Raw genomic sequence first — 16,856 nt, 5'->3', positions numbered from 1 at the left:
TTGTCTCGTGATGGGTGTTGCTGGGTGCGCGGGGTCAGACCAGGCTCATGCTGCCGGAGGTCGGGCGATTGGGCATGTCGAACTTGAATTCGCGCTTGATGATGGCCTGCGTCTGCTCGTAGCAGGTGCCAAAGCGCAGCACGCGCCAGGTGCCCATCTCGATGATGGTGCTGCCCACCAGCCACTGGTTGGCGTACTTGCATTCGCCGTGGTCCACGTTGATGTCCACTTGCGCGAGCACTTCAGGCTCGATGTCCTGCAGCTTGAACTTGTTGCCGGTGAGTGAGCGATTGGCCGATGAGCCCATGAGCGGGATGGCCGCTTCGAACGACATGCGGGCCAGCTCGCCGTGGATCGCGCCTGCGTTGAGCAGCAGGTCCATCGTCGGGCCCTTGGTCGAGCGTCGCAGCGCGCCGAATTGCGTGGTGCGCAGGAAGTCGTGATCGGGACGATACGTGCCGACGACCGACAGCGGCAGGTTGTTGTCGCGGATGATGCAGCTGACCAGGTCCTTGTCGGCCTGGGTGGTCTCCAGAACCTCGGAGAACGTGTCCCAGGTTCCGAGCACGCCGTTGGGCTTGGCCGAGCTGCGGTTCTTGATTTCGTAAATGCGTTCCACGGCGCGCGCGGTGTGCGCAAAGATCGCGTAGGACACGTCGAACGGCACGATCGCCACGCCGCCCGCGCCCATGATCCCGAAGATTTCGCGGGCTTCCTGCCGCAGTGCGTCGCCTTGTGGCACGTGTCCGTTTCCGATGTGTTTCATGTCTGGTTCCTGATGGTGGTTGGATGTCGCGGGCAGGCCCACATGAAGCAGTCAGCAGAAAGCGTGCCGACGCACTGAATGACGTAAGTCGTTGATTTTGCTGGACAGGGGAGTTAAAGGCCTGCAAACACGCGTTGCACGTGTTTCATTGAAACCGGCCCTGACACATTGCGTGCCAGGGCCTGCGGGGTTACTCCGCCTTGATGTTCGCGTCGTTGATGAGCTTCACGCTGCGCGCCAGGTCGCTGGCCAGCAGCGTGCGCAGGTCGGCTGGTGAACCAGCGCGCACCTCGTAGCCCTGGCTTGCGAACTTGGTCTGCAGCGCCTTGTCGGCGAACACCTTGTTGAGCGCCGTGTTGAGCGTTTGAACGACGGCGTCGGGCGTGCCGGCGGGCGCGAAGAGGCCGTACCAGAGTTCGACTTCATAGCCGGGCACCGACTCTGCGATGGCAGGCACGCCCGGCAGCAGCGACGAGCGCCTGGCGGTGGCCACGCCGAGCGCGCGCATCTTGCCGGCATCGATGAATGCCTTGACGGATGCGAGCGTCAGGATGCTCACCTGTGTGTGACCGCCGAGCAGGTCGTTGATGGCGGGGCCGCCGCCCTTGTACTGGACATGAACGATGTTGGTGCCGGTCATCTTGTTGAACAGCTCCGAGGCGAGGTGGTGGGGTGTGCCGTTGCCGGGCGCGCTCCAGTTCAACGCGCCGGGTTTGCCCTTGGCCTGCGCGACCAGGTCGGCCACGCTGTTGATCGGCAATGACGGATTGGCGACGAGTACCAGCGGCGCCGTGGCGACCACGCCGACCGGCGCGAACGACTTGACCGGGTCGAACGGCAGGTTTTTGTAGAGGCCGGCATTGATCGAGAGTGTGTTGGATCCGAACAGGACGGTGTAGCCGTCTGGCGCCGACTTGGCGACAGCGTCGGAGCCGACGTTGCCGCCGGCACCACCGCGGTTTTCGACGATGACGGCCTGGCCCAGCATCTCGCCCAGCTTGGGCGCGATTTCGCGCGCCAGGATGTCGGTGCCGCCGCCGACGGCAAATGGCACGACGAGCTTGATCGGCTTGTCGGGGAATTTTTGCGCGAGGGCGGGGGTGCAGGCGAGGGTTGCGGCTGCGGCCAGGGTGCACAGCAGGCGGCGGTTGAGGGATGGGTTGGTCATGTGTTTGTCTCCGTGGAATTCTGTGAAGGACTATGCGCTGTCGCCGCTTTGCGGTGAATGCCGGATCGAGTCCGGCATGACAGCAAAAACTCACTCTGTCATTGAGGGACTGGGGCCTGCATGACGGGATGGGGGCTGTCATTGCGGGCTTGACCCGCAATCCATGCGGCGTTGGCCGTTGGGCGTGTCTGCAGCGCACTCGCAGCGCGATCCGCAGGAAGCTGCACATCGAAGTGCCGTGCGAGCACATCGGCGATCAACTCATAGCAGGACCCCTGCCGCACGACTTCCATCGTGGCAAAGTTGATGAGCGTGGCCGAGCGCTGGTACAGGTGATATTTGCGAAGCCCGTGATCAATCACCGTGTCGGCAATCGAGGTGAGTTCCTGTGGAATGTCCTGCACCCGGAACTTCGTGCCGGTGTTCGTCAGGTTGGCCGACGAGCCGAAGATCGGGAACACCTCTTCGCGGCTCAACCGGCAAAGCTCTGCATGGAGCGGACCGGCGTTGACCAGCATGGCAATCGTTCCGTCCAGCGAACTGCCTGCAAGCGCCGCAGGGTCGAGTTTGCGGATCAGTGGGTGCGACGTGTCGTAGGGCGCAATCACACCCAGGGGCAGGTTGTATTCCTCGGCGATGGCCGCAACCATCGCGCTTTCACGCGCCGGCAGCCGGTGCAGGCTGCGGTGGATCGCCATGTCGCCCACCATCGCGTTGAGCTTGGTCGGGGCGCGCCCCTTGGCCTTGAAGATGCGCTGCAGCGAATGCTGCGAGCCGCCTGCGATGGTGTAACCGACGTCCACCGGAAAGATGGCGATGCCGCCGGATTTGAGCGTGTCAAAAGCTCGCCGGGCGTCGCCGGCAATATCGAGAACTGTCATGGGTGCTCCGTTCGAATGGACACGAGCGTAGGCCACCCCTATCATTCAGACAAGTTTATTGTTCTTATGGATTGATCCGTAAATCGTATGAATATATGAATGTGACCTTGCGTCACCTGCGCGCTGCCGTGGCCGTTGCCACAACCGGCAGCTTTCGCCGCGCGGCCGAGACCGTGCATCTGTCGCAACCTGCGCTCTCGCTGGCCATCTCCGAGCTGGAAGGCGAGCTGGGCGTGCGCCTGTTCGACCGGACGTCACGCTCGGTCGCGATCACCGAACTGGGCGAATCGTTTGTCCAGGGCGCGCGTGGCGTCCTGGCGGACTTCGACCGGCTGGTGCAGGAGGTGGGCGAAGTGGCCCAGTCGCGTCGGGGGCGTGTCGTGGTGTCGTGCGTGTCGTCCATCGCGGGCCGCGTCATGCCGCTGGCGCTGGAACGCTGCGCCGAGCGTTATCCGCAAGTCGATGTGACGGTGCACGACGACGTGGCGATGGGTGTGCTCAACACGGTGCGCTCACGCGAAGCGGATTTCGGCCTGACGATAGAGCCGGCCGAACTGGGCGAAGGCATGGCGTTCGAGCCGCTGCAGCAGGACCGCTTCCATGTGGTCTTTCCGCGTGAGCATGCCTTGGCCCGCAAGAAGCGTGTGGCATGGCGCGACCTGAACGGCATTCGTTTCATCGCGCTTTCAACCACCAGCGGCACCCACCAGATGATTCGGGGCGAGATGGTGAGGCAGGGCGTGGTGCTGGGCAGCAGCACGCCGGTCTCGCACCTGTCCACGGTGCACGGCATGCTGGAAGCGGGCTTTGGCGTCTCGGTATTGCCGGTGATCGCACTGCCGGTGGCGGGTCACCCGACCTTGACCTCCAGGCCGCTGGTCAACCCACCGCTTTCGCGAACCATTGGGGTTTACAGCCGGCGGGACCGTTCGTTCTCGCCGGCTGCTTCAGCCTTCGTGGAGGTCGTTCGCTCGGTCTTGCGCGAGCTTGCAGCCTCCCGGCCAAAGGCCGGATCCCTGCAGGTTTAGCGCTGGTCCAGTGCCTTGACGTCGCGGCGGGTCGAGCCGGTGAACAGCTGGCGCGGACGGCCGATCTTGTACTCGGGGTCGCCGATCATTTCGTTGAGCTGGGCGATCCAGCCGACGGTACGTGCTGCCGCGAAGATCGCGGTGAACAGCGACACCGGAATGCCGATGGCGCGCTGCACGATGCCCGAATAGAAATCGACGTTCGGGTAGAGCTTGCGCGAGACGAAGTACTCGTCTTCGAGCGCGATCTTCTCAAGCGCCATTGCCAGCTTGAACAGCGGGTCGTTTTGCAGGCCCAGTTCGCCCAGCACTTCCTTGCAGGTTTCCTGCATGAGCTTGGCACGAGGATCGTAGTTCTTGTAGACGCGGTGCCCGAAGCCCATCAGCTTGATGCCGGAGTTCTTGTCCTTCACCTGCTTGATGAAGTCGCCGATCTTGTCCACGCCGCCATTGCGCTGGATGTCTTCCAGCATGTTGAGCGCAGCTTCGTTCGCGCCGCCGTGTGCGGGGCCCCAGAGGCAGGCCACGCCAGCGGCAATGGCCGCGAACGGGTTGGTGCCCGACGAGCCGCACAGGCGCACGGTGGAGGTGGATGCATTCTGTTCGTGGTCGGCGTGCAGGATGAAGATGCGGTCCAGCGCACGCTCGAGCACCGGATTGACCACGTATTCCTCGCAAGGCGTCGCGAACATCATGCGCAGGAAGTTGCCCGAGTAGGACAGGTCGTTCTTCGGGTACATGTACGGCTGGCCGGCGCTGTACTTGTAGGCCATCGCAACCAGCGTGGGCATCTTGGCGATCAGGCGGATGGCCGAGATGTCGCGGTGCTCGGGATTGTTGATGTCGGTGCTGTCGTGATAGAAGGCCGACAGCGCGCCGACCAGGCCGGTCATGATGGCCATCGGGTGTGCGTCGCGCCGGAAGCCGCGCAGGAAGAACTGCATCTGCTCGTTGACCATGGTGTGCATGGTCACGCGGTTGGTGAAGTCCTTCTTGCCCTTCGCATCGGGCAGCTCGCCGTACAGCAGCAGGTGGCAGGTTTCCATGAAGTCGCACTGCGTGGCCAGTTGCTCGATAGGGTAGCCGCGATAGAGCAACTCGCCCTTGTCGCCGTCGATGTAGGTGATGGCCGACTGGCAGGCGGCGGTGGACAGGAAGCCCGGGTCATAGGTGAACATGCCCGTCTGTGCGTAGAGCTTGCGGATGTCCACGACATCCGGGCCCACCGTGCCGTGATAGACCGGCAGGTCAACGCTGGGGCTGCCGTTGCTGAACGAGAGGGTGGCTTTGTTGTCGGCGAGTTTCATATCGGTTTCCTGCTTGTTTCTATACCCGTTTGTCATGGAGCGCGGCCGTTTCAGGTCCGCAGCATTCCCAACACTTGTCTGACGTCGCTTGTATTGATCTCGCCCTCGGGTTCCCGGCGCCTAAGCAGCAGGTCCAGCAGGTCGTTGTCTGCCAAATCCATCAACGCGGTGAGCCCTGCGGCCTGATTCACTGTCAGGCTGGACTCATGCCGCGTGAAGAAGCGCTCGATGAAGAGATCGTTTTCCAGCAGGCCACGGCGGCAACGCCACTTCAGCTTGCTGAGCGACCTTTCGTCGATGAGCGCTTCTTCAATTTCCATCACACGGCCCGTCGCACCATCAGCTCTTTGATTTTTCCGATCGCCATGGTTGGGTTGAGGCCCTTGGGGCAAACGTCAACGCAATTCATGATGGTGTGGCAACGGAAGAGGCGGTACGGATCTTCGAGGTTGTCCAGGCGCTCGGCGGTGGCTTCGTCGCGGCTGTCAGCGATGAAGCGGTACGCCTGCAGCAGGCCGGCGGGGCCGACGAACTTGTCGGGGTTCCACCAGAAGCTCGGGCAGCTGGTCGAGCAGCTCGCGCACAGGATGCACTCGTACAGGCCGTTGAGCTCTTCGCGCTCGACCGGTGACTGCAGCCGTTCTGTCTCTGGCGGGATGCCCTCATTGATGAGGTACGGCTTGATCGAGTGGTACTGCTTGAAGAAGTCCGTCATGTCCACGATCAGGTCGCGGATCACAGGCAGGCCTGGCAGCGGCTTGAGCACGATGGTGCCCTTGAGCGTGAGCATGTTGGTCAGGCACGCCAGGCCGTTCTTGCCATTGATGTTCATGGCGTCGGAGCCGCACACGCCTTCGCGGCACGAGCGCCGGAACGACAGTGTCGGGTCTTGTGCCTTGAGCTTCATCAGCGCGTCAAGCAGCATGCGTTCATCACCAGCGAGTTCGATCTCGATGGTCTGCATGTACGGCTTGGCGTCCTTGTCAGGGTCGTACCGATAGATCTGGAAGGTGCGTTTTTGCATGTCGTGCGGTCTTTGAATCTAGGCGGTTTGATCGGGCAATGAAAGTACGTACTAGAACGTACGAACCTTTGGCGGTACTGACTCAGCCGTGAGCGGCTTGAGCTGGACCGGCTTGTACGAAAGACGGCTGCCTTCGCTGTACCACAGGGAGTGCTTCATCCAGTTGGCGTCGTCGCGGCCCATCGGTGCGACCGGGTCATCGACCGGGCGCTCGTAGTCGTTGACGGTATGCGCGCCACGGCATTCCTTGCGTGCGGCGGCCGACACGATGGTGGCCTGCGCGCATTCGATCAGGTTCTCGACTTCCAGCGCTTCGATGCGCGCGGTGTTGAAGATCTTCGACTTGTCCTTGAGCGCCAGTGAATTGACGCGCTCGCGGATGGCCGCGATCTGCGTGACGCCCTTGTCCATCATCGCCTGCGTGCGGAACACGCCTGCGTGCAGCTGCATCGAAGCGCGCAGGTCGTTGGCCACGTCTTGTGCGTACTCGCCCGAGTTGGTCTCTTCGAGGCGATTGAGTCGTTCGAGCGTGCGGTCAGCAGCGTCAGCCGGGATGGGCTTGTGCGTCTTGTTCTTGTTGTTGAACTCGACGATGTGGTTGCCCGCCGCCTTGCCAAAGACCAGCAGGTCGAGCAGCGAGTTGGTGCCCAGGCGGTTGGCGCCATGCACGCTGACGCATGAGCATTCGCCCACTGCATACAGTCCATTGACGATGGCGTTGTGAACGTCACCCTTCTGGATGACAACCTGGCCGTGGATGTTGGTGGGGATGCCGCCCATCTGGTAGTGGATGGTGGGCACGACCGGGATCGGTTCGCGCGTGATGTCCACGTTGGCGAAATTCACGCCGATCTCGTACACCGACGGCAGCCGCTTGTGGATGGTCTCGGCGCCCAGATGGTCGAGCTTGAGCAGCACGTAGTCCTTGTTGGGACCGCAGCCACGGCCTTCCTTGATTTCCTGGTCCATCGAGCGCGAAACAAAGTCGCGCGGCGCCAGGTCTTTCAGGGTGGGCGCATAGCGCTCCATGAAACGCTCGCCATTGCTGTTGAGCAGGATGGCGCCTTCACCGCGACAGCCTTCGGTCAGCAGCACGCCCGCGCCGGCCACGCCGGTGGGGTGGAACTGCCAGAACTCCATGTCTTCCAGCGGAATGCCTGAACGCGCTGCCATGCCCAGGCCGTCACCGGTGTTGATGAAGGCGTTGGTCGATGCCGCAAAGATGCGTCCCGCGCCGCCCGTGGCCAGCAGCGTGGTCTTGGCTTCGAGGATGTGCAGGTCGCCGGTTTCCATTTCCAGCGCGGTGACACCGACGACGTCGCCTTCGGCGTCGCGGATGAGGTCAAGCGCCATCCACTCGACGAAGAAACTGGTCTTGGCGCTCACGTTCTGCTGGTACAGCGTGTGGAGCATGGCGTGGCCGGTGCGGTCAGCCGCGGCGCAGGCACGCTGCACTGGCTTTTCGCCGTAGTTGGCGGTGTGTCCGCCGAAGGGCCGCTGGTAGATCGTGCCGTCTGCGTTGCGGTCGAACGGCATGCCCATGTGCTCAAGTTCATAGACGACGCGCGGAGCTTCGCGGCACATGTATTCGATGGCGTCCTGGTCGCCGAGCCAGTCGGAGCCCTTGACCGTGTCGTAGAAGTGATAGTGCCAGTTGTCCTCGGACATGTTGCCCAGCGATGCGCCGATGCCGCCCTGGGCGGCGACCGTGTGCGAGCGCGTCGGGAACACTTTGGAGAGCACGGCGACGTTCAGGCCTGCGCGTGCCAGTTGCAACGAGGCACGCATGCCGGAGCCGCCCGCGCCGACGATAACAACGTCGAACTTGCGGCGGGTGATGTTCTTTTTGGTATAGGTCATCTCAGAGTCTCCACAGCACTTGCACTGCCCAGCCGGCGCAGCCGGTCAGCCATGCGATGGTGAAGACCTGCAGCGCCAGGCGCAGACCGACGGGCTTGACGTAGTCCATGAAGACATCGCGCATCCCGACCCACACGTGCCACAGCAGCGAAACGATGACGGTGAACGTCAGCACCTTCATCCACTGCGCGGAGAAAATTCCTGCCCATTTGTCGTAGCCGATCGGGCCCCGGCTGAAGATCACCTGACCCAGGACGACCAGCGTGAAGAGCGCCATGAGCGTGGCGGTGACGCGCTGGCTGAGCCAGTCCCTGAGTCCGTAATGTGCCCCGACGACGGTGCGCCTGGAGCCGTAGTTGACAGTCATTGATTGCAGCCTTGTTGTTGTTCTGTGGAGATTTCAGTAGAGGCCAAAGAGCTTGGCGCCCAGCACCACGGTGAGCAGGACGCTCAGGACCAGTGTGACTATTGCGGAGGTCGTGCCGAACTGCTTGCTCACGGCCTTGTGGCTCACGTCCATCCAGAGGTGGCGAACGCCGGCGATGAAGTGATGCAGGTAAGCCCAGATCAGGGCCAGGGCCACGAGCTTGAGGAAGAAGCCTGGAAAAAACCAGATGCCGTTGTTGAAGGCACTTCGGAATTTCGCAAACGAATATTCGGAAGAGACCGAGGTGTCGAACATCCAGATGATGAACGGCAGCAAAAGGAACATGAGCACGCCGCTCACACGATGCAGGATCGAAACCCAACCCGCAGCGGGCAGGCGGTAAGTCGGAAGGTCAGAGATGGCGTTGATGTTCCGGAATTCCGGACGTTTTCTGGCTAACTCTGTCATGTCATGGCTTTCGGTTTATGAGCAAACAACCCAAAATTCTATTGCAACGCATCAAACTGACTCGAAGCCTTCAGCAATCCCGACTTACCCGCACTTTTGTTCACGCATCAATTCAACTCGTTGCGGTAGTGGTGCGTGTCCGTGCGGTAGAAGCCGCGGCGCAACTCCATCGGCGCATCGTTGTAGGTGAACGCGACGCGCTCCACGCTCAGCAGCGGTGTGCCTTGCTCCACTTTCAGGAGCTCGGCCTGCTGCGGGTCGGCGGCGACGGCGCGGATTCTTTCTTCTGCGCGGACCATGCGAACACCGAACTCTTCCTCGAACATGGCATACGTCGGGCCGTGATAGCCCGCGACCTGCTCTGCGGAAATTCCCTTGAAGGCGTTGCCGGGCAGCCAGAGATCCTCGACGATGGTGGGCACGCCGCCAAAGGCGAGCACGCGGCGCACCTGCACAACTGCGTCGCCCGACCGCAGCGCGAGCAGGCGCGCCACATCGGCGGTGGCTCGCACGCGCTTGCATTCGACCACGGTGCGCTGCGCGGGACCTTCGTCATCGCGGTCGCCGCTGTCGGGCATGAGTTTCAGGAAGCGGTACTGGACCTGCTGCTCGGAATGCGTGGCGACGAAAGTTCCCTTGCCCTGCCGACGCACGACGAGGTTTTCGCCGGCCAGTTCATCGATGGCTTTTCGCACCGTGCCCTGGCTCACGCGAAAGCGCGCGGCCAGGTCCATTTCGCTGGGGATGGCCTCGCCGGGCTTCCACTCGCCAGCCTGCAGGCTTTGCAGGATCAGGCTTTTGATCTGCTGGTAGAGCGGGCTGAAAGCCGGCGTCGCCGACGACACGGCAGTGACGTCGGCCGGGCCGTTTTCGGCGTTGGATGCGGGTGTTGCGGCCATGATCGTGAGCGAAGCGAGATGTCCGGGAAGTCTTCGGGAGGGTCGGCGAATCATATCTTATATAAGACATAAGACAAATTGACGAGTCAGGGTTTGCGCGAGTACACTCGCGGGCTGTCCGGCCGGCGATTTCCAGCGCGTTTCGCGCCCTGTTTCCAGACCCTGCCGGCGCCGTCTTTCATCACCTTCGGAGATTCCCTCATGAGCAAGAAGCCCGTCCGCGTTGCCGTCACCGGCGCCGCAGGTCAAATCGGTTACGCCCTGTTGTTTCGCATCGCCTCCGGCGAAATGCTGGGCAAGGACCAGCCCGTCATCCTGCAACTGCTCGAAGTGCCTGTCGAAGGTCCGCAAAAGGCGCTCAAGGGCGTGATGATGGAACTCGAAGACTGCGCTTTCCCGCTGCTGGCCGGCATGGAAGCCCACAGCGATCCGATGACCGCTTTCAAGGACACCGACTACGCGCTGCTCGTGGGTTCGATGCCCCGCAAGGCCGGCATGGAGCGCGCCGAGCTGCTCTCGATCAACGGCCAGATCTTCATCGGCCAGGGCAAGGCGCTCGACGCCGTCGCCAGCCGCAACGTCAAGGTTCTGGTGGTCGGCAACCCTGCCAACACCAACGCCTACATCGCGATGAAGAGCGCGCCCAGCCTGCCGCGCGAGAACTTCACCGCCATGCTGCGCCTGGACCACAACCGCGCGCTGTCGCAGGTTGCCGCCAAGACCGGTGTGGCCGTTGCCGATATCGAAAAGCTCACCGTGTGGGGCAATCACTCGCCCACGATGTACGCCGACTACCGCTTTGCCACCGCCGGCGGCAAGAGCATCAAGGACATGATCAATGACCAGGTCTGGAACGCTGATACCTTCCTGCCGACGGTGGGCAAGCGCGGCGCCGCGATCATCGAAGCGCGCGGCCTGTCGTCTGCTGCATCGGCCGCCAACGCAGCCATCGACCACATGCGCGACTGGGCGCTGGGCTCCAACGGCAAGTGGGTCACGATGGGCATCCCGTCCAATGGCGACTACGGCATCCCCAAGGATGTGATGTTCGGATTTCCGGTCACGACGAAAGACGGCAAGTACGAAATCGTCAAGGGCCTGGACATCGATGCATTCAGCCAGGAGCGCATCGACAAGACGCTCAAGGAACTGCAGGACGAGCAGGCTGGGGTTTCGCACCTGCTCTGAGCCAATGACTGTCATCGGTGATTCGCAAGACGATGGCCCGGATCGGGCGCGGTCGCCGCTTCGCGGTGGATTGCGGGTCGAGCCCGCAATGACATGCCACGTATGACCCACCCTCGACAAGTCCTCCTGGGCGCGCAGGCGCAGACCGGCTTCCTGCCGGTCTGCGACCACTACAGCGGCGTCGAGGCCCGGATGCGGCGCTCCCTGGCCTTGCAGGCCGAGATGACACGCGAGTTTGGTGAATGCGTCTTTGACGTCACACTCGACTGCGAAGACGGCGCGCCGGTGGGTGGTGAGCGCGACCACGCGCAGCTTGTGGTGGGCCTCGCACTCGAAGCCGACCCGCAGGCGCGCGTGGCGGTTCGCGTCCACCCTGTGGACCATCCGGCCTTTCAGCAAGACATCGCCATCATTGCCGGCCAGGCTGGCCGCAGGCTCTGCCACATCATGCTGCCCAAGGTCGAATCGTCCAACGATGTCGATGCAGCCGTGCAGGCGCTTTCTGCGGTCGGCGCCGGCAAGTTGCCGCTGCACGCCCTCATCGAGTCCCCGGCTGCCGTGCACCGCGTGTTCGACATTGCCGCGCATTCGAGCGTGCAGTCGCTCAGCTTCGGCCTGATGGATTTTGTCTCCGCGCATGGCGGTGCAATTCCGTCGGACGGCATGGGCATTCATGGGCAATTCACGCATCCGCTGGTTGTGCGCGCCAAGCTCGAAATCGCATCGGCCTGCCACGCACACGGCAAGGTGCCGTCGCATGGTGTCGTGACCGAGTTCAAGGACACGAATGCGTTTGCCGCAGCGGCCCGCCGCGCTGCCACCGAACTCGGCTACACCCGCATGTGGAGCATCCACCCCGACCAGATCCGGCCGATCCTCGAGGCCTTTGCGCCTGGAGCCGATGAAATCGGGCGCGCGGCCAGCGTGATCGTGGCTGCAGCCAAAGCCGACTGGGCGCCCATCAGCCATGACAACAAGCTGGAGGACCGGGCGAGCTACCGGTATCACTGGCAAGTGCTCGAGCGGGCGCACCGCACCGGCAGGACGCTGCCCGAAGAAGTACGGGGCTGGCTGGACACACCGGCGGCCGCCACCAAACCATAACCAATGACCCGACGGAGACACGCAGCATGAAATTTGTTTTGGCAACGTTGCTGATGGCAATCACACCTGCCCTGGCGCTCGCGCAGGCCACGACCACCAAGCCCGCACCGAAGACCGCTCCCAAAGCGGCTCCCAAGGCGGCTGCCAGAGCGCCGGCGGTCAAGCCTGTTCCGCTGGCACCCGCCGCGGCTGACGGCACCCGGCCCACCGTCACCAAGCGCGGTGGCGCGGTCGTGCCCAAGACGCTGGAAGAAAGCATCAACGTCGATGACGATCCGTCCGTCAAGCTCACGCCAGCCGACCTGGAGGTCGCCAAGAAGATTCATATCGGCGATATCCCTTGCGAACTCGGTGCCACGGTGCATGTCACGCAGCACAAGCGCGAGGGATTTTTCATCGTGCGCGCCGGACTGCAGCGCTTTCGCATGCACCCGGTCGAAAGCAAGACCGGCGCGATTCGGCTCGAAGACCCGGTGGGCGGTGCCATGTGGCTCCAGCTGGCCAACAAGTCGATGCTCATGAGCCAGAAGCTCGGACGCCGTCTCGCAGACGAATGCATGGCGCCACCGCAGGCAGTCGTTGCCGAGGCCATGAAAAGAGCACCGGCGGCACCAAGCTTGCTAGACCCTTTGCCAGTCGCTGCACCTGTTGTAACCCAGCCGCCTGTGGCGCCACCAGAGGCAGCCGTTCCCGCTGCTGCAGCGCTGCCGGCAGTACCGGCCTCCCGATAGCCGCGGCCTGATAGCCGCACCCCGATACCTGAAGTCAAGAAACGGAGAATCACGATGTTGCAAGCCTACGTAGCCCACGTCGCCGAACGCGCGGCGCTCGGCATCCCACCCCTGCCGCTGACGGCCAAACAGACGTCCGACCTGATCGAGCTGCTGAAGAATCCATCGACCGCAGAAGCCAGCTTCCTGCTCGACCTGATCACCAACCGCGTGCCTGCAGGCGTGGACGATGCGGCCAAGGTCAAGGCCTCGTACCTGGCGGCAGTCGCCCACGGCACGGAAACCTGCCTGATCATCAGCCGCGCGCGTGCGACTGAACTGCTGGGCACCATGCTGGGCGGCTACAACATCAGCCCGCTGGTGGACCTGCTGGACGATGCCGAAGTCGGCACCGTGGCAGCCGACGCGCTGAAGAAGACGCTGCTGATGTTCGACCAGTTCCATGACGTCAAGGAAAAGGCCGACAAGGGCAACGAGAACGCCAAGGCCGTGCTGCAAAGCTGGGCCGACGGCGAGTGGTTCACCAGCCGCCCCGAAGTGCCGCAAAGCATCACCGTGACGATCTTCAAGGTCTCCGGCGAAATCAACACCGATGACCTGTCGCCCGCACCCGACGCCTGGAGCCGTCCCGACATTCCGCTGCACGCCCTGGCGATGCACAAGAATCCGCGTCCCGGTATCACGCCCGAAGAAGAGGGCAAGCGCGGCCCGGTCAAGTTCATCCAGGAACTCAAGGCCAAGGGCAATCTGATCGCTTATGTGGGCGATGTGGTCGGCACAGGCTCCTCGCGCAAGTCGGCGACCAACAGCGTGCTGTGGTGGACGGGGCAGGACATTCCGTTCGTGCCCAACAAGCGCTTTGGCGGCGTGTGCCTGGGCGGCAAGATCGCGCCGATCTTCTACAACACGATGGAAGATGCGGGAGCGCTTCCGATCGAGCTGGATGTGAGCAAGCTGGAGATGGGCGATGTGGTCGAACTGCGTCCCTACGAAGGCAAGGCGCTCAAGGGCGGCGAAGTCGTCTCCGAGTTCCGCGTCAAGAGCGATGTGCTGTTTGACGAAGTGCGCGCCGGCGGCCGCATTCCGTTGATCGTGGGCCGCGGTCTCACCGCCAAGGCGCGTGAAGCGCTGGGCATGGGACCTTCGACCTTGTTCCGCCTGCCGCAAGCGCCCGTCGACACCAAGAAGGGCTTCACGCTCGCGCAAAAGATGGTGGGCCGCGCATGTGGTCTGCCAGAAGGCCAGGGCGTTCGTCCCGGCACCTATTGCGAACCGCGCATGACCTCGGTCGGCTCGCAGGACACCACCGGACCGATGACGCGCGATGAGCTGAAAGACCTGGCTTGCCTAGGCTTCTCGGCCGACCTCGTCATGCAGTCGTTTTGCCATACCGCCGCTTATCCCAAGCCGGTCGATGTGAAGATGCACCACGAGCTGCCCGAGTTCATCTCGACGCGCGGCGGCATCTCGTTGCGTCCGGGCGATGGCGTGATCCACAGCTGGCTCAACCGCCTGCTGCTGCCCGACACCGTGGGCACCGGCGGCGATTCGCACACGCGTTTCCCGATCGGCATCAGCTTTCCGGCAGGCTCGGGACTGGTTGCATTCGCAGCCGCCACCGGCGTGATGCCGCTGGACATGCCGGAGTCGGTGCTGGTTCGCTTCAAGGGCAGCATGCAGCCCGGCGTCACGCTGCGTGACCTGGTCAATGCGATCCCGCTGTACGCGATCAAGGCAGGCCTGCTGACGGTCGAGAAGAAGGGCAAGAAGAACATCTTCTCGGGCCGCATCCTGGAGATCGAAGGACTGCCAGACCTGAAAGTCGAGCAGGCGTTCGAGTTGTCAGACGCATCGGCCGAGCGTTCTGCTGCGGGCTGCACGGTGCACCTGAACAAAGAGCCGATCATCGAATACATCAACAGCAACATCACGCTGATGCGTTCGATGATTGCCAACGGCTACGCGGATGCGCGCACGCTGGCTCGCCGCATCGCCGCCCAGGAAGCCTGGCTGAAGGATCCGAAGTTGCTCAAGGGCGACGACGATGCCGACTACGCAGCCGTGATCGAGATCGACCTGGCCGATATCCACGAGCCTATCGTCGCGTGCCCGAACGATCCGGACGACGTGAAGACGCTCGCCGATGTGGCCGGTGCCACGATCGATGAAGTGTTCATCGGCTCGTGCATGACCAACATCGGTCACTTCCGTGCGGCCTCCAAGCTGCTCGAAGGCAAGCGCGACATTCCGGTGAAGCTGTGGGTAGCGCCGCCGACCAAGATGGACGCCACGCAGTTGTCCGAAGAAGGTCACTACGGCGTGCTGGGCAGTGCCGGTGCGCGCATGGAGATGCCGGGTTGCTCGCTGTGCATGGGCAACCAGGCGCAGGTGAAGGAAGGCGCGACGGTGTTCTCCACCAGCACGCGCAACTTCCCGAACCGTTTGGGCAAGAACAGCAACGTGTACCTGGGCTCTGCCGAACTCGCGGCCATCTGCTCCAAGCTCGGGCGCATCCCAACCAAGGAAGAGTACATGGCCGACATGGGCGTACTCACGGCTGCCAGCAGCACGGTGTACCAGTACCTGAATTTCGACAAGCTCGAGGATTACAAGAAGCTGGCTGACAGCGTCGCCGCCTGATCCTGCCTGGTGAGTGGATAAAAAAAGCGGCCTGCGGCCGCTTTTCATTGGGGGCTTGATCGCTTAGTTGCGGTCGGCCTTGGCAGCGCGGGCCGGACGGGTCGGTGCAGCACCCATTGAGGTCGACGATGTGCTCGCTGCCGGGGCACCCATGGCCGTGCTGTTGGTCGAAGGACTGGCCGACGGACCTTGCGCGACGCCCATCGAGGCCGGTGCGCCCATGCTCTGGCTGCTGGTGTTGACGCCGGCGCTGACAGGCCCGCCACTCATGCCGGCGACACCGGTCGAGGAAGGGGTGCTGCCCGCAGCGACGTCGGAGCGAGGTACGTTGATCACGGCAGTGCTTGTTCCACTGGACGTACCGGATGCCGTCGAGCCGGGACCGCTGCCAACGCCAGCACCCGCGCCGGCCGTGTCTCCTGTGCCGGCCCCGGTGCCAACACCTGCTGAGGTTCCTGCACCCGCACCAGAACCTGTACCGGTCCCCCCGGTGCCGACGCCAGCAGTGGCTCCGGTGCCTACACCGGTGCCGGCGCCAGCGGTGCCGCCCGTCCCTACACCCGTGCCGACGCCAGCCGTGCCCCCGGTCCCAGCGCTTCCGCCTGTGCCGACGCCGACGCCCGTGCCACCACTGACGCCCGTGCCACCACCGGCGCCCGTGCCACCACCGACGCCTGTGCCACCACCGACGCCTGTGCCACCACTGACGCCCGTGCCACCACCGGCGCCCGTGCCGCCACCGGCGCCCGTGCCGCCGCCGGTAGAGCCACCACCTGCGTTACCTGCAGTGTCTCCATTGGGGCCATTGCCCTGGTTGCCTGGCCCACTGTTGCCTACGCCATTGCCACTGTTGCCGGTGCCGGCGTTCGCGCCGCCATTTCCGCCTGCATTCCCTGAGGGCGCGCCACCTGCGCCGCCCCCGTTGGCGGAGCCGCCGCCAGAGCCGCCGACACCCACGCCGCCCGAGCCACCGCCGGAGCCGGACCCGCCGCCGGAGCCTCCACCGGAGCCAGAACCGCCGCCCACGCCGACTCCACCCGACGCGGTACCGCCGGCATTGCCAGCGGTATCACCATTCGGGCCGTTGCCCTGGTTGCCCGGGCCGGTGTTGCCAACGCCGGCGCCGCTGTTACCGGTCCCCGCGTTCGCACCGCCGTTGCCGCCTGCATTGCCAGACGGAGCGCCACCGGAGCTTCCGCCGTTGGCAGATCCGCCTCCGGTCGCGCTGGTGCCGGTGCTGGTGCCGACGCCGACTCCACCGACTCCCACGCTGCCACTGGAACCCACTCCAACGCCGCCGGAACCGCCGCCACCGGCACTGGGTCCGCTACCGCTTGCACCGACGCCGGCACTGCCAGCGCCGCCGCCGCTGCCCGACCCGCCGCCGCCTGCGCTGGAGCCGCCGCCGCCCGACCCGCCACCGGA

The 16,856-nt window shown here is 63.8% G+C and carries 16 protein-coding genes; 5 read left to right on the top strand and 11 right to left on the bottom strand.

The window, feature by feature from the left end:
• Window positions 1–34 precede the first annotated feature (34 nt).
• The 3 genes from AQ12_RS17070 to AQ12_RS17060 form a co-directional block, all read right to left on the bottom strand.
• The gene (locus AQ12_RS17070; RefSeq protein WP_048441159.1) at window positions 35–766 is read right to left on the bottom strand and encodes an L-threonylcarbamoyladenylate synthase; all 732 of its coding nucleotides are present in this window, start codon (window positions 764–766) and stop codon (window positions 35–37) included.
• 190 nt (window positions 767–956) lie between these two features.
• Window positions 957–1,934 (bottom strand): tripartite tricarboxylate transporter substrate binding protein, encoded by a 978-nt coding sequence (locus AQ12_RS17065; protein ID WP_048441158.1) that lies wholly within the window; start codon window positions 1,932–1,934, stop codon window positions 957–959.
• Between the two features lie 98 nt (window positions 1,935–2,032).
• Window positions 2,033–2,815, bottom strand: a complete 783-nt coding sequence (locus AQ12_RS17060) for a Sua5/YciO/YrdC/YwlC family protein (protein WP_082151653.1) — start codon at window positions 2,813–2,815, stop codon at window positions 2,033–2,035.
• 95 nt (window positions 2,816–2,910) lie between these two features.
• Between AQ12_RS17060 and AQ12_RS17055 the strand changes: the two genes are divergently transcribed.
• Window positions 2,911–3,843, top strand: a complete 933-nt coding sequence (locus tag AQ12_RS17055; protein WP_048441157.1) for a LysR family transcriptional regulator — start codon at window positions 2,911–2,913, stop codon at window positions 3,841–3,843.
• On the opposite strand, the gene AQ12_RS17050 is transcribed toward AQ12_RS17055, so the two are convergent.
• From AQ12_RS17050 to AQ12_RS17020, 7 genes are all read right to left on the bottom strand, one after another.
• Window positions 3,840–5,150, bottom strand: a complete 1,311-nt coding sequence (locus AQ12_RS17050) for a citrate synthase (RefSeq protein ID WP_048441156.1) — start codon at window positions 5,148–5,150, stop codon at window positions 3,840–3,842. The genes AQ12_RS17055 and AQ12_RS17050 overlap by 4 nt on opposite strands.
• Before the next feature lie 50 nt (window positions 5,151–5,200).
• Window positions 5,201–5,470, bottom strand: a complete 270-nt coding sequence (locus AQ12_RS17045; protein ID WP_048441155.1) for a succinate dehydrogenase assembly factor 2 — start codon at window positions 5,468–5,470, stop codon at window positions 5,201–5,203.
• Window positions 5,470–6,174 (bottom strand): succinate dehydrogenase iron-sulfur subunit, encoded by a 705-nt coding sequence (locus AQ12_RS17040; protein WP_048441154.1) that lies wholly within the window; start codon window positions 6,172–6,174, stop codon window positions 5,470–5,472. Before AQ12_RS17040 ends, AQ12_RS17045 begins: the two co-directional genes overlap by 1 nt.
• A 51-nt stretch (window positions 6,175–6,225) precedes the next feature.
• Window positions 6,226–8,034, bottom strand: a complete 1,809-nt coding sequence (sdhA, locus tag AQ12_RS17035) for a succinate dehydrogenase flavoprotein subunit (RefSeq protein WP_048441153.1) — start codon at window positions 8,032–8,034, stop codon at window positions 6,226–6,228.
• Window position 8,035: 1 nt separating this feature from the next.
• Entirely contained in the window at window positions 8,036–8,401 is a 366-nt protein-coding gene (gene sdhD / locus AQ12_RS17030) for a succinate dehydrogenase, hydrophobic membrane anchor protein (protein ID WP_048441152.1), read from the bottom strand.
• 33 nt (window positions 8,402–8,434) lie between these two features.
• Window positions 8,435–8,869 (bottom strand): succinate dehydrogenase, cytochrome b556 subunit, encoded by a 435-nt coding sequence (gene sdhC / locus AQ12_RS17025; protein WP_048441151.1) that lies wholly within the window; start codon window positions 8,867–8,869, stop codon window positions 8,435–8,437.
• 107 nt (window positions 8,870–8,976) lie between these two features.
• A complete protein-coding gene (locus tag AQ12_RS17020) occupies window positions 8,977–9,768 on the bottom strand; it encodes a GntR family transcriptional regulator (RefSeq protein ID WP_048441150.1) in 792 nt (263 codons plus the stop codon).
• 201 nt (window positions 9,769–9,969) lie between these two features.
• On the opposite strand from AQ12_RS17020, the gene AQ12_RS17015 reads away from it, so the two are divergent.
• The 4 genes from AQ12_RS17015 (at window position 9,970) to AQ12_RS17000 (ending at window position 15,431) form a co-directional block, all read left to right on the top strand.
• Window positions 9,970–10,956 (top strand): malate dehydrogenase, encoded by a 987-nt coding sequence (locus AQ12_RS17015; protein ID WP_048441149.1) that lies wholly within the window; start codon window positions 9,970–9,972, stop codon window positions 10,954–10,956.
• A gap of 93 nt (window positions 10,957–11,049) precedes the next feature.
• Entirely contained in the window at window positions 11,050–12,060 is a 1,011-nt protein-coding gene (locus AQ12_RS17010; protein WP_048441148.1) for an aldolase/citrate lyase family protein, read from the top strand.
• A gap of 26 nt (window positions 12,061–12,086) precedes the next feature.
• Window positions 12,087–12,791, top strand: coding sequence for a hypothetical protein (locus AQ12_RS17005; RefSeq protein ID WP_048441147.1), 705 nt, complete (start codon window positions 12,087–12,089; stop codon window positions 12,789–12,791).
• Window positions 12,792–12,845: 54 nt separating this feature from the next.
• The gene (locus AQ12_RS17000) at window positions 12,846–15,431 is read left to right on the top strand and encodes a bifunctional aconitate hydratase 2/2-methylisocitrate dehydratase (protein ID WP_048441146.1); all 2,586 of its coding nucleotides are present in this window, start codon (window positions 12,846–12,848) and stop codon (window positions 15,429–15,431) included.
• Between the two features lie 63 nt (window positions 15,432–15,494).
• On the opposite strand, the gene AQ12_RS23030 is transcribed toward AQ12_RS17000, so the two are convergent.
• Window positions 15,495–16,856, bottom strand: a 1,362-nt coding sequence (locus AQ12_RS23030) for a hypothetical protein (RefSeq protein WP_202967513.1), incomplete at its 5' end; no start/stop codon positions are given.

The organism is Caenimonas sp. SL110 (assembly GCF_001044395.1).
Lineage (GTDB): Bacteria > Pseudomonadota > Gammaproteobacteria > Burkholderiales > Burkholderiaceae_C > Ramlibacter.
This window is presented reverse-complemented; position numbering and strand designations above follow the sequence as displayed.

What these genes read in the sequence shown, in the direction of transcription:
- AQ12_RS17070 (WP_048441159.1), bottom strand. Translation starts at nt 766, where the DNA reads ATGAAACACATCGGAAACGGACACGTGCCACAAGGCGACGCACTGCGG.
- AQ12_RS17065 (WP_048441158.1), bottom strand. Translation starts at nt 1,934, where the DNA reads ATGACCAACCCATCCCTCAACCGCCGCCTGCTGTGCACCCTGGCCGCA.
- AQ12_RS17060 (WP_082151653.1), bottom strand. Translation starts at nt 2,815, where the DNA reads ATGACAGTTCTCGATATTGCCGGCGACGCCCGGCGAGCTTTTGACACG.
- AQ12_RS17055 (WP_048441157.1), top strand. Translation starts at nt 2,911, where the DNA reads ATGAATGTGACCTTGCGTCACCTGCGCGCTGCCGTGGCCGTTGCCACA.
- AQ12_RS17050 (WP_048441156.1), bottom strand. Translation starts at nt 5,150, where the DNA reads ATGAAACTCGCCGACAACAAAGCCACCCTCTCGTTCAGCAACGGCAGC.
- AQ12_RS17045 (WP_048441155.1), bottom strand. Translation starts at nt 5,470, where the DNA reads ATGGAAATTGAAGAAGCGCTCATCGACGAAAGGTCGCTCAGCAAGCTG.
- AQ12_RS17040 (WP_048441154.1), bottom strand. Translation starts at nt 6,174, where the DNA reads ATGCAAAAACGCACCTTCCAGATCTATCGGTACGACCCTGACAAGGAC.
- sdhA (WP_048441153.1), bottom strand. Translation starts at nt 8,034, where the DNA reads ATGACCTATACCAAAAAGAACATCACCCGCCGCAAGTTCGACGTTGTT.
- sdhD (WP_048441152.1), bottom strand. Translation starts at nt 8,401, where the DNA reads ATGACTGTCAACTACGGCTCCAGGCGCACCGTCGTCGGGGCACATTAC.
- sdhC (WP_048441151.1), bottom strand. Translation starts at nt 8,869, where the DNA reads ATGACAGAGTTAGCCAGAAAACGTCCGGAATTCCGGAACATCAACGCC.
- AQ12_RS17020 (WP_048441150.1), bottom strand. Translation starts at nt 9,768, where the DNA reads ATGGCCGCAACACCCGCATCCAACGCCGAAAACGGCCCGGCCGACGTC.
- AQ12_RS17015 (WP_048441149.1), top strand. Translation starts at nt 9,970, where the DNA reads ATGAGCAAGAAGCCCGTCCGCGTTGCCGTCACCGGCGCCGCAGGTCAA.
- AQ12_RS17010 (WP_048441148.1), top strand. Translation starts at nt 11,050, where the DNA reads ATGCCACGTATGACCCACCCTCGACAAGTCCTCCTGGGCGCGCAGGCG.
- AQ12_RS17005 (WP_048441147.1), top strand. Translation starts at nt 12,087, where the DNA reads ATGAAATTTGTTTTGGCAACGTTGCTGATGGCAATCACACCTGCCCTG.
- AQ12_RS17000 (WP_048441146.1), top strand. Translation starts at nt 12,846, where the DNA reads ATGTTGCAAGCCTACGTAGCCCACGTCGCCGAACGCGCGGCGCTCGGC.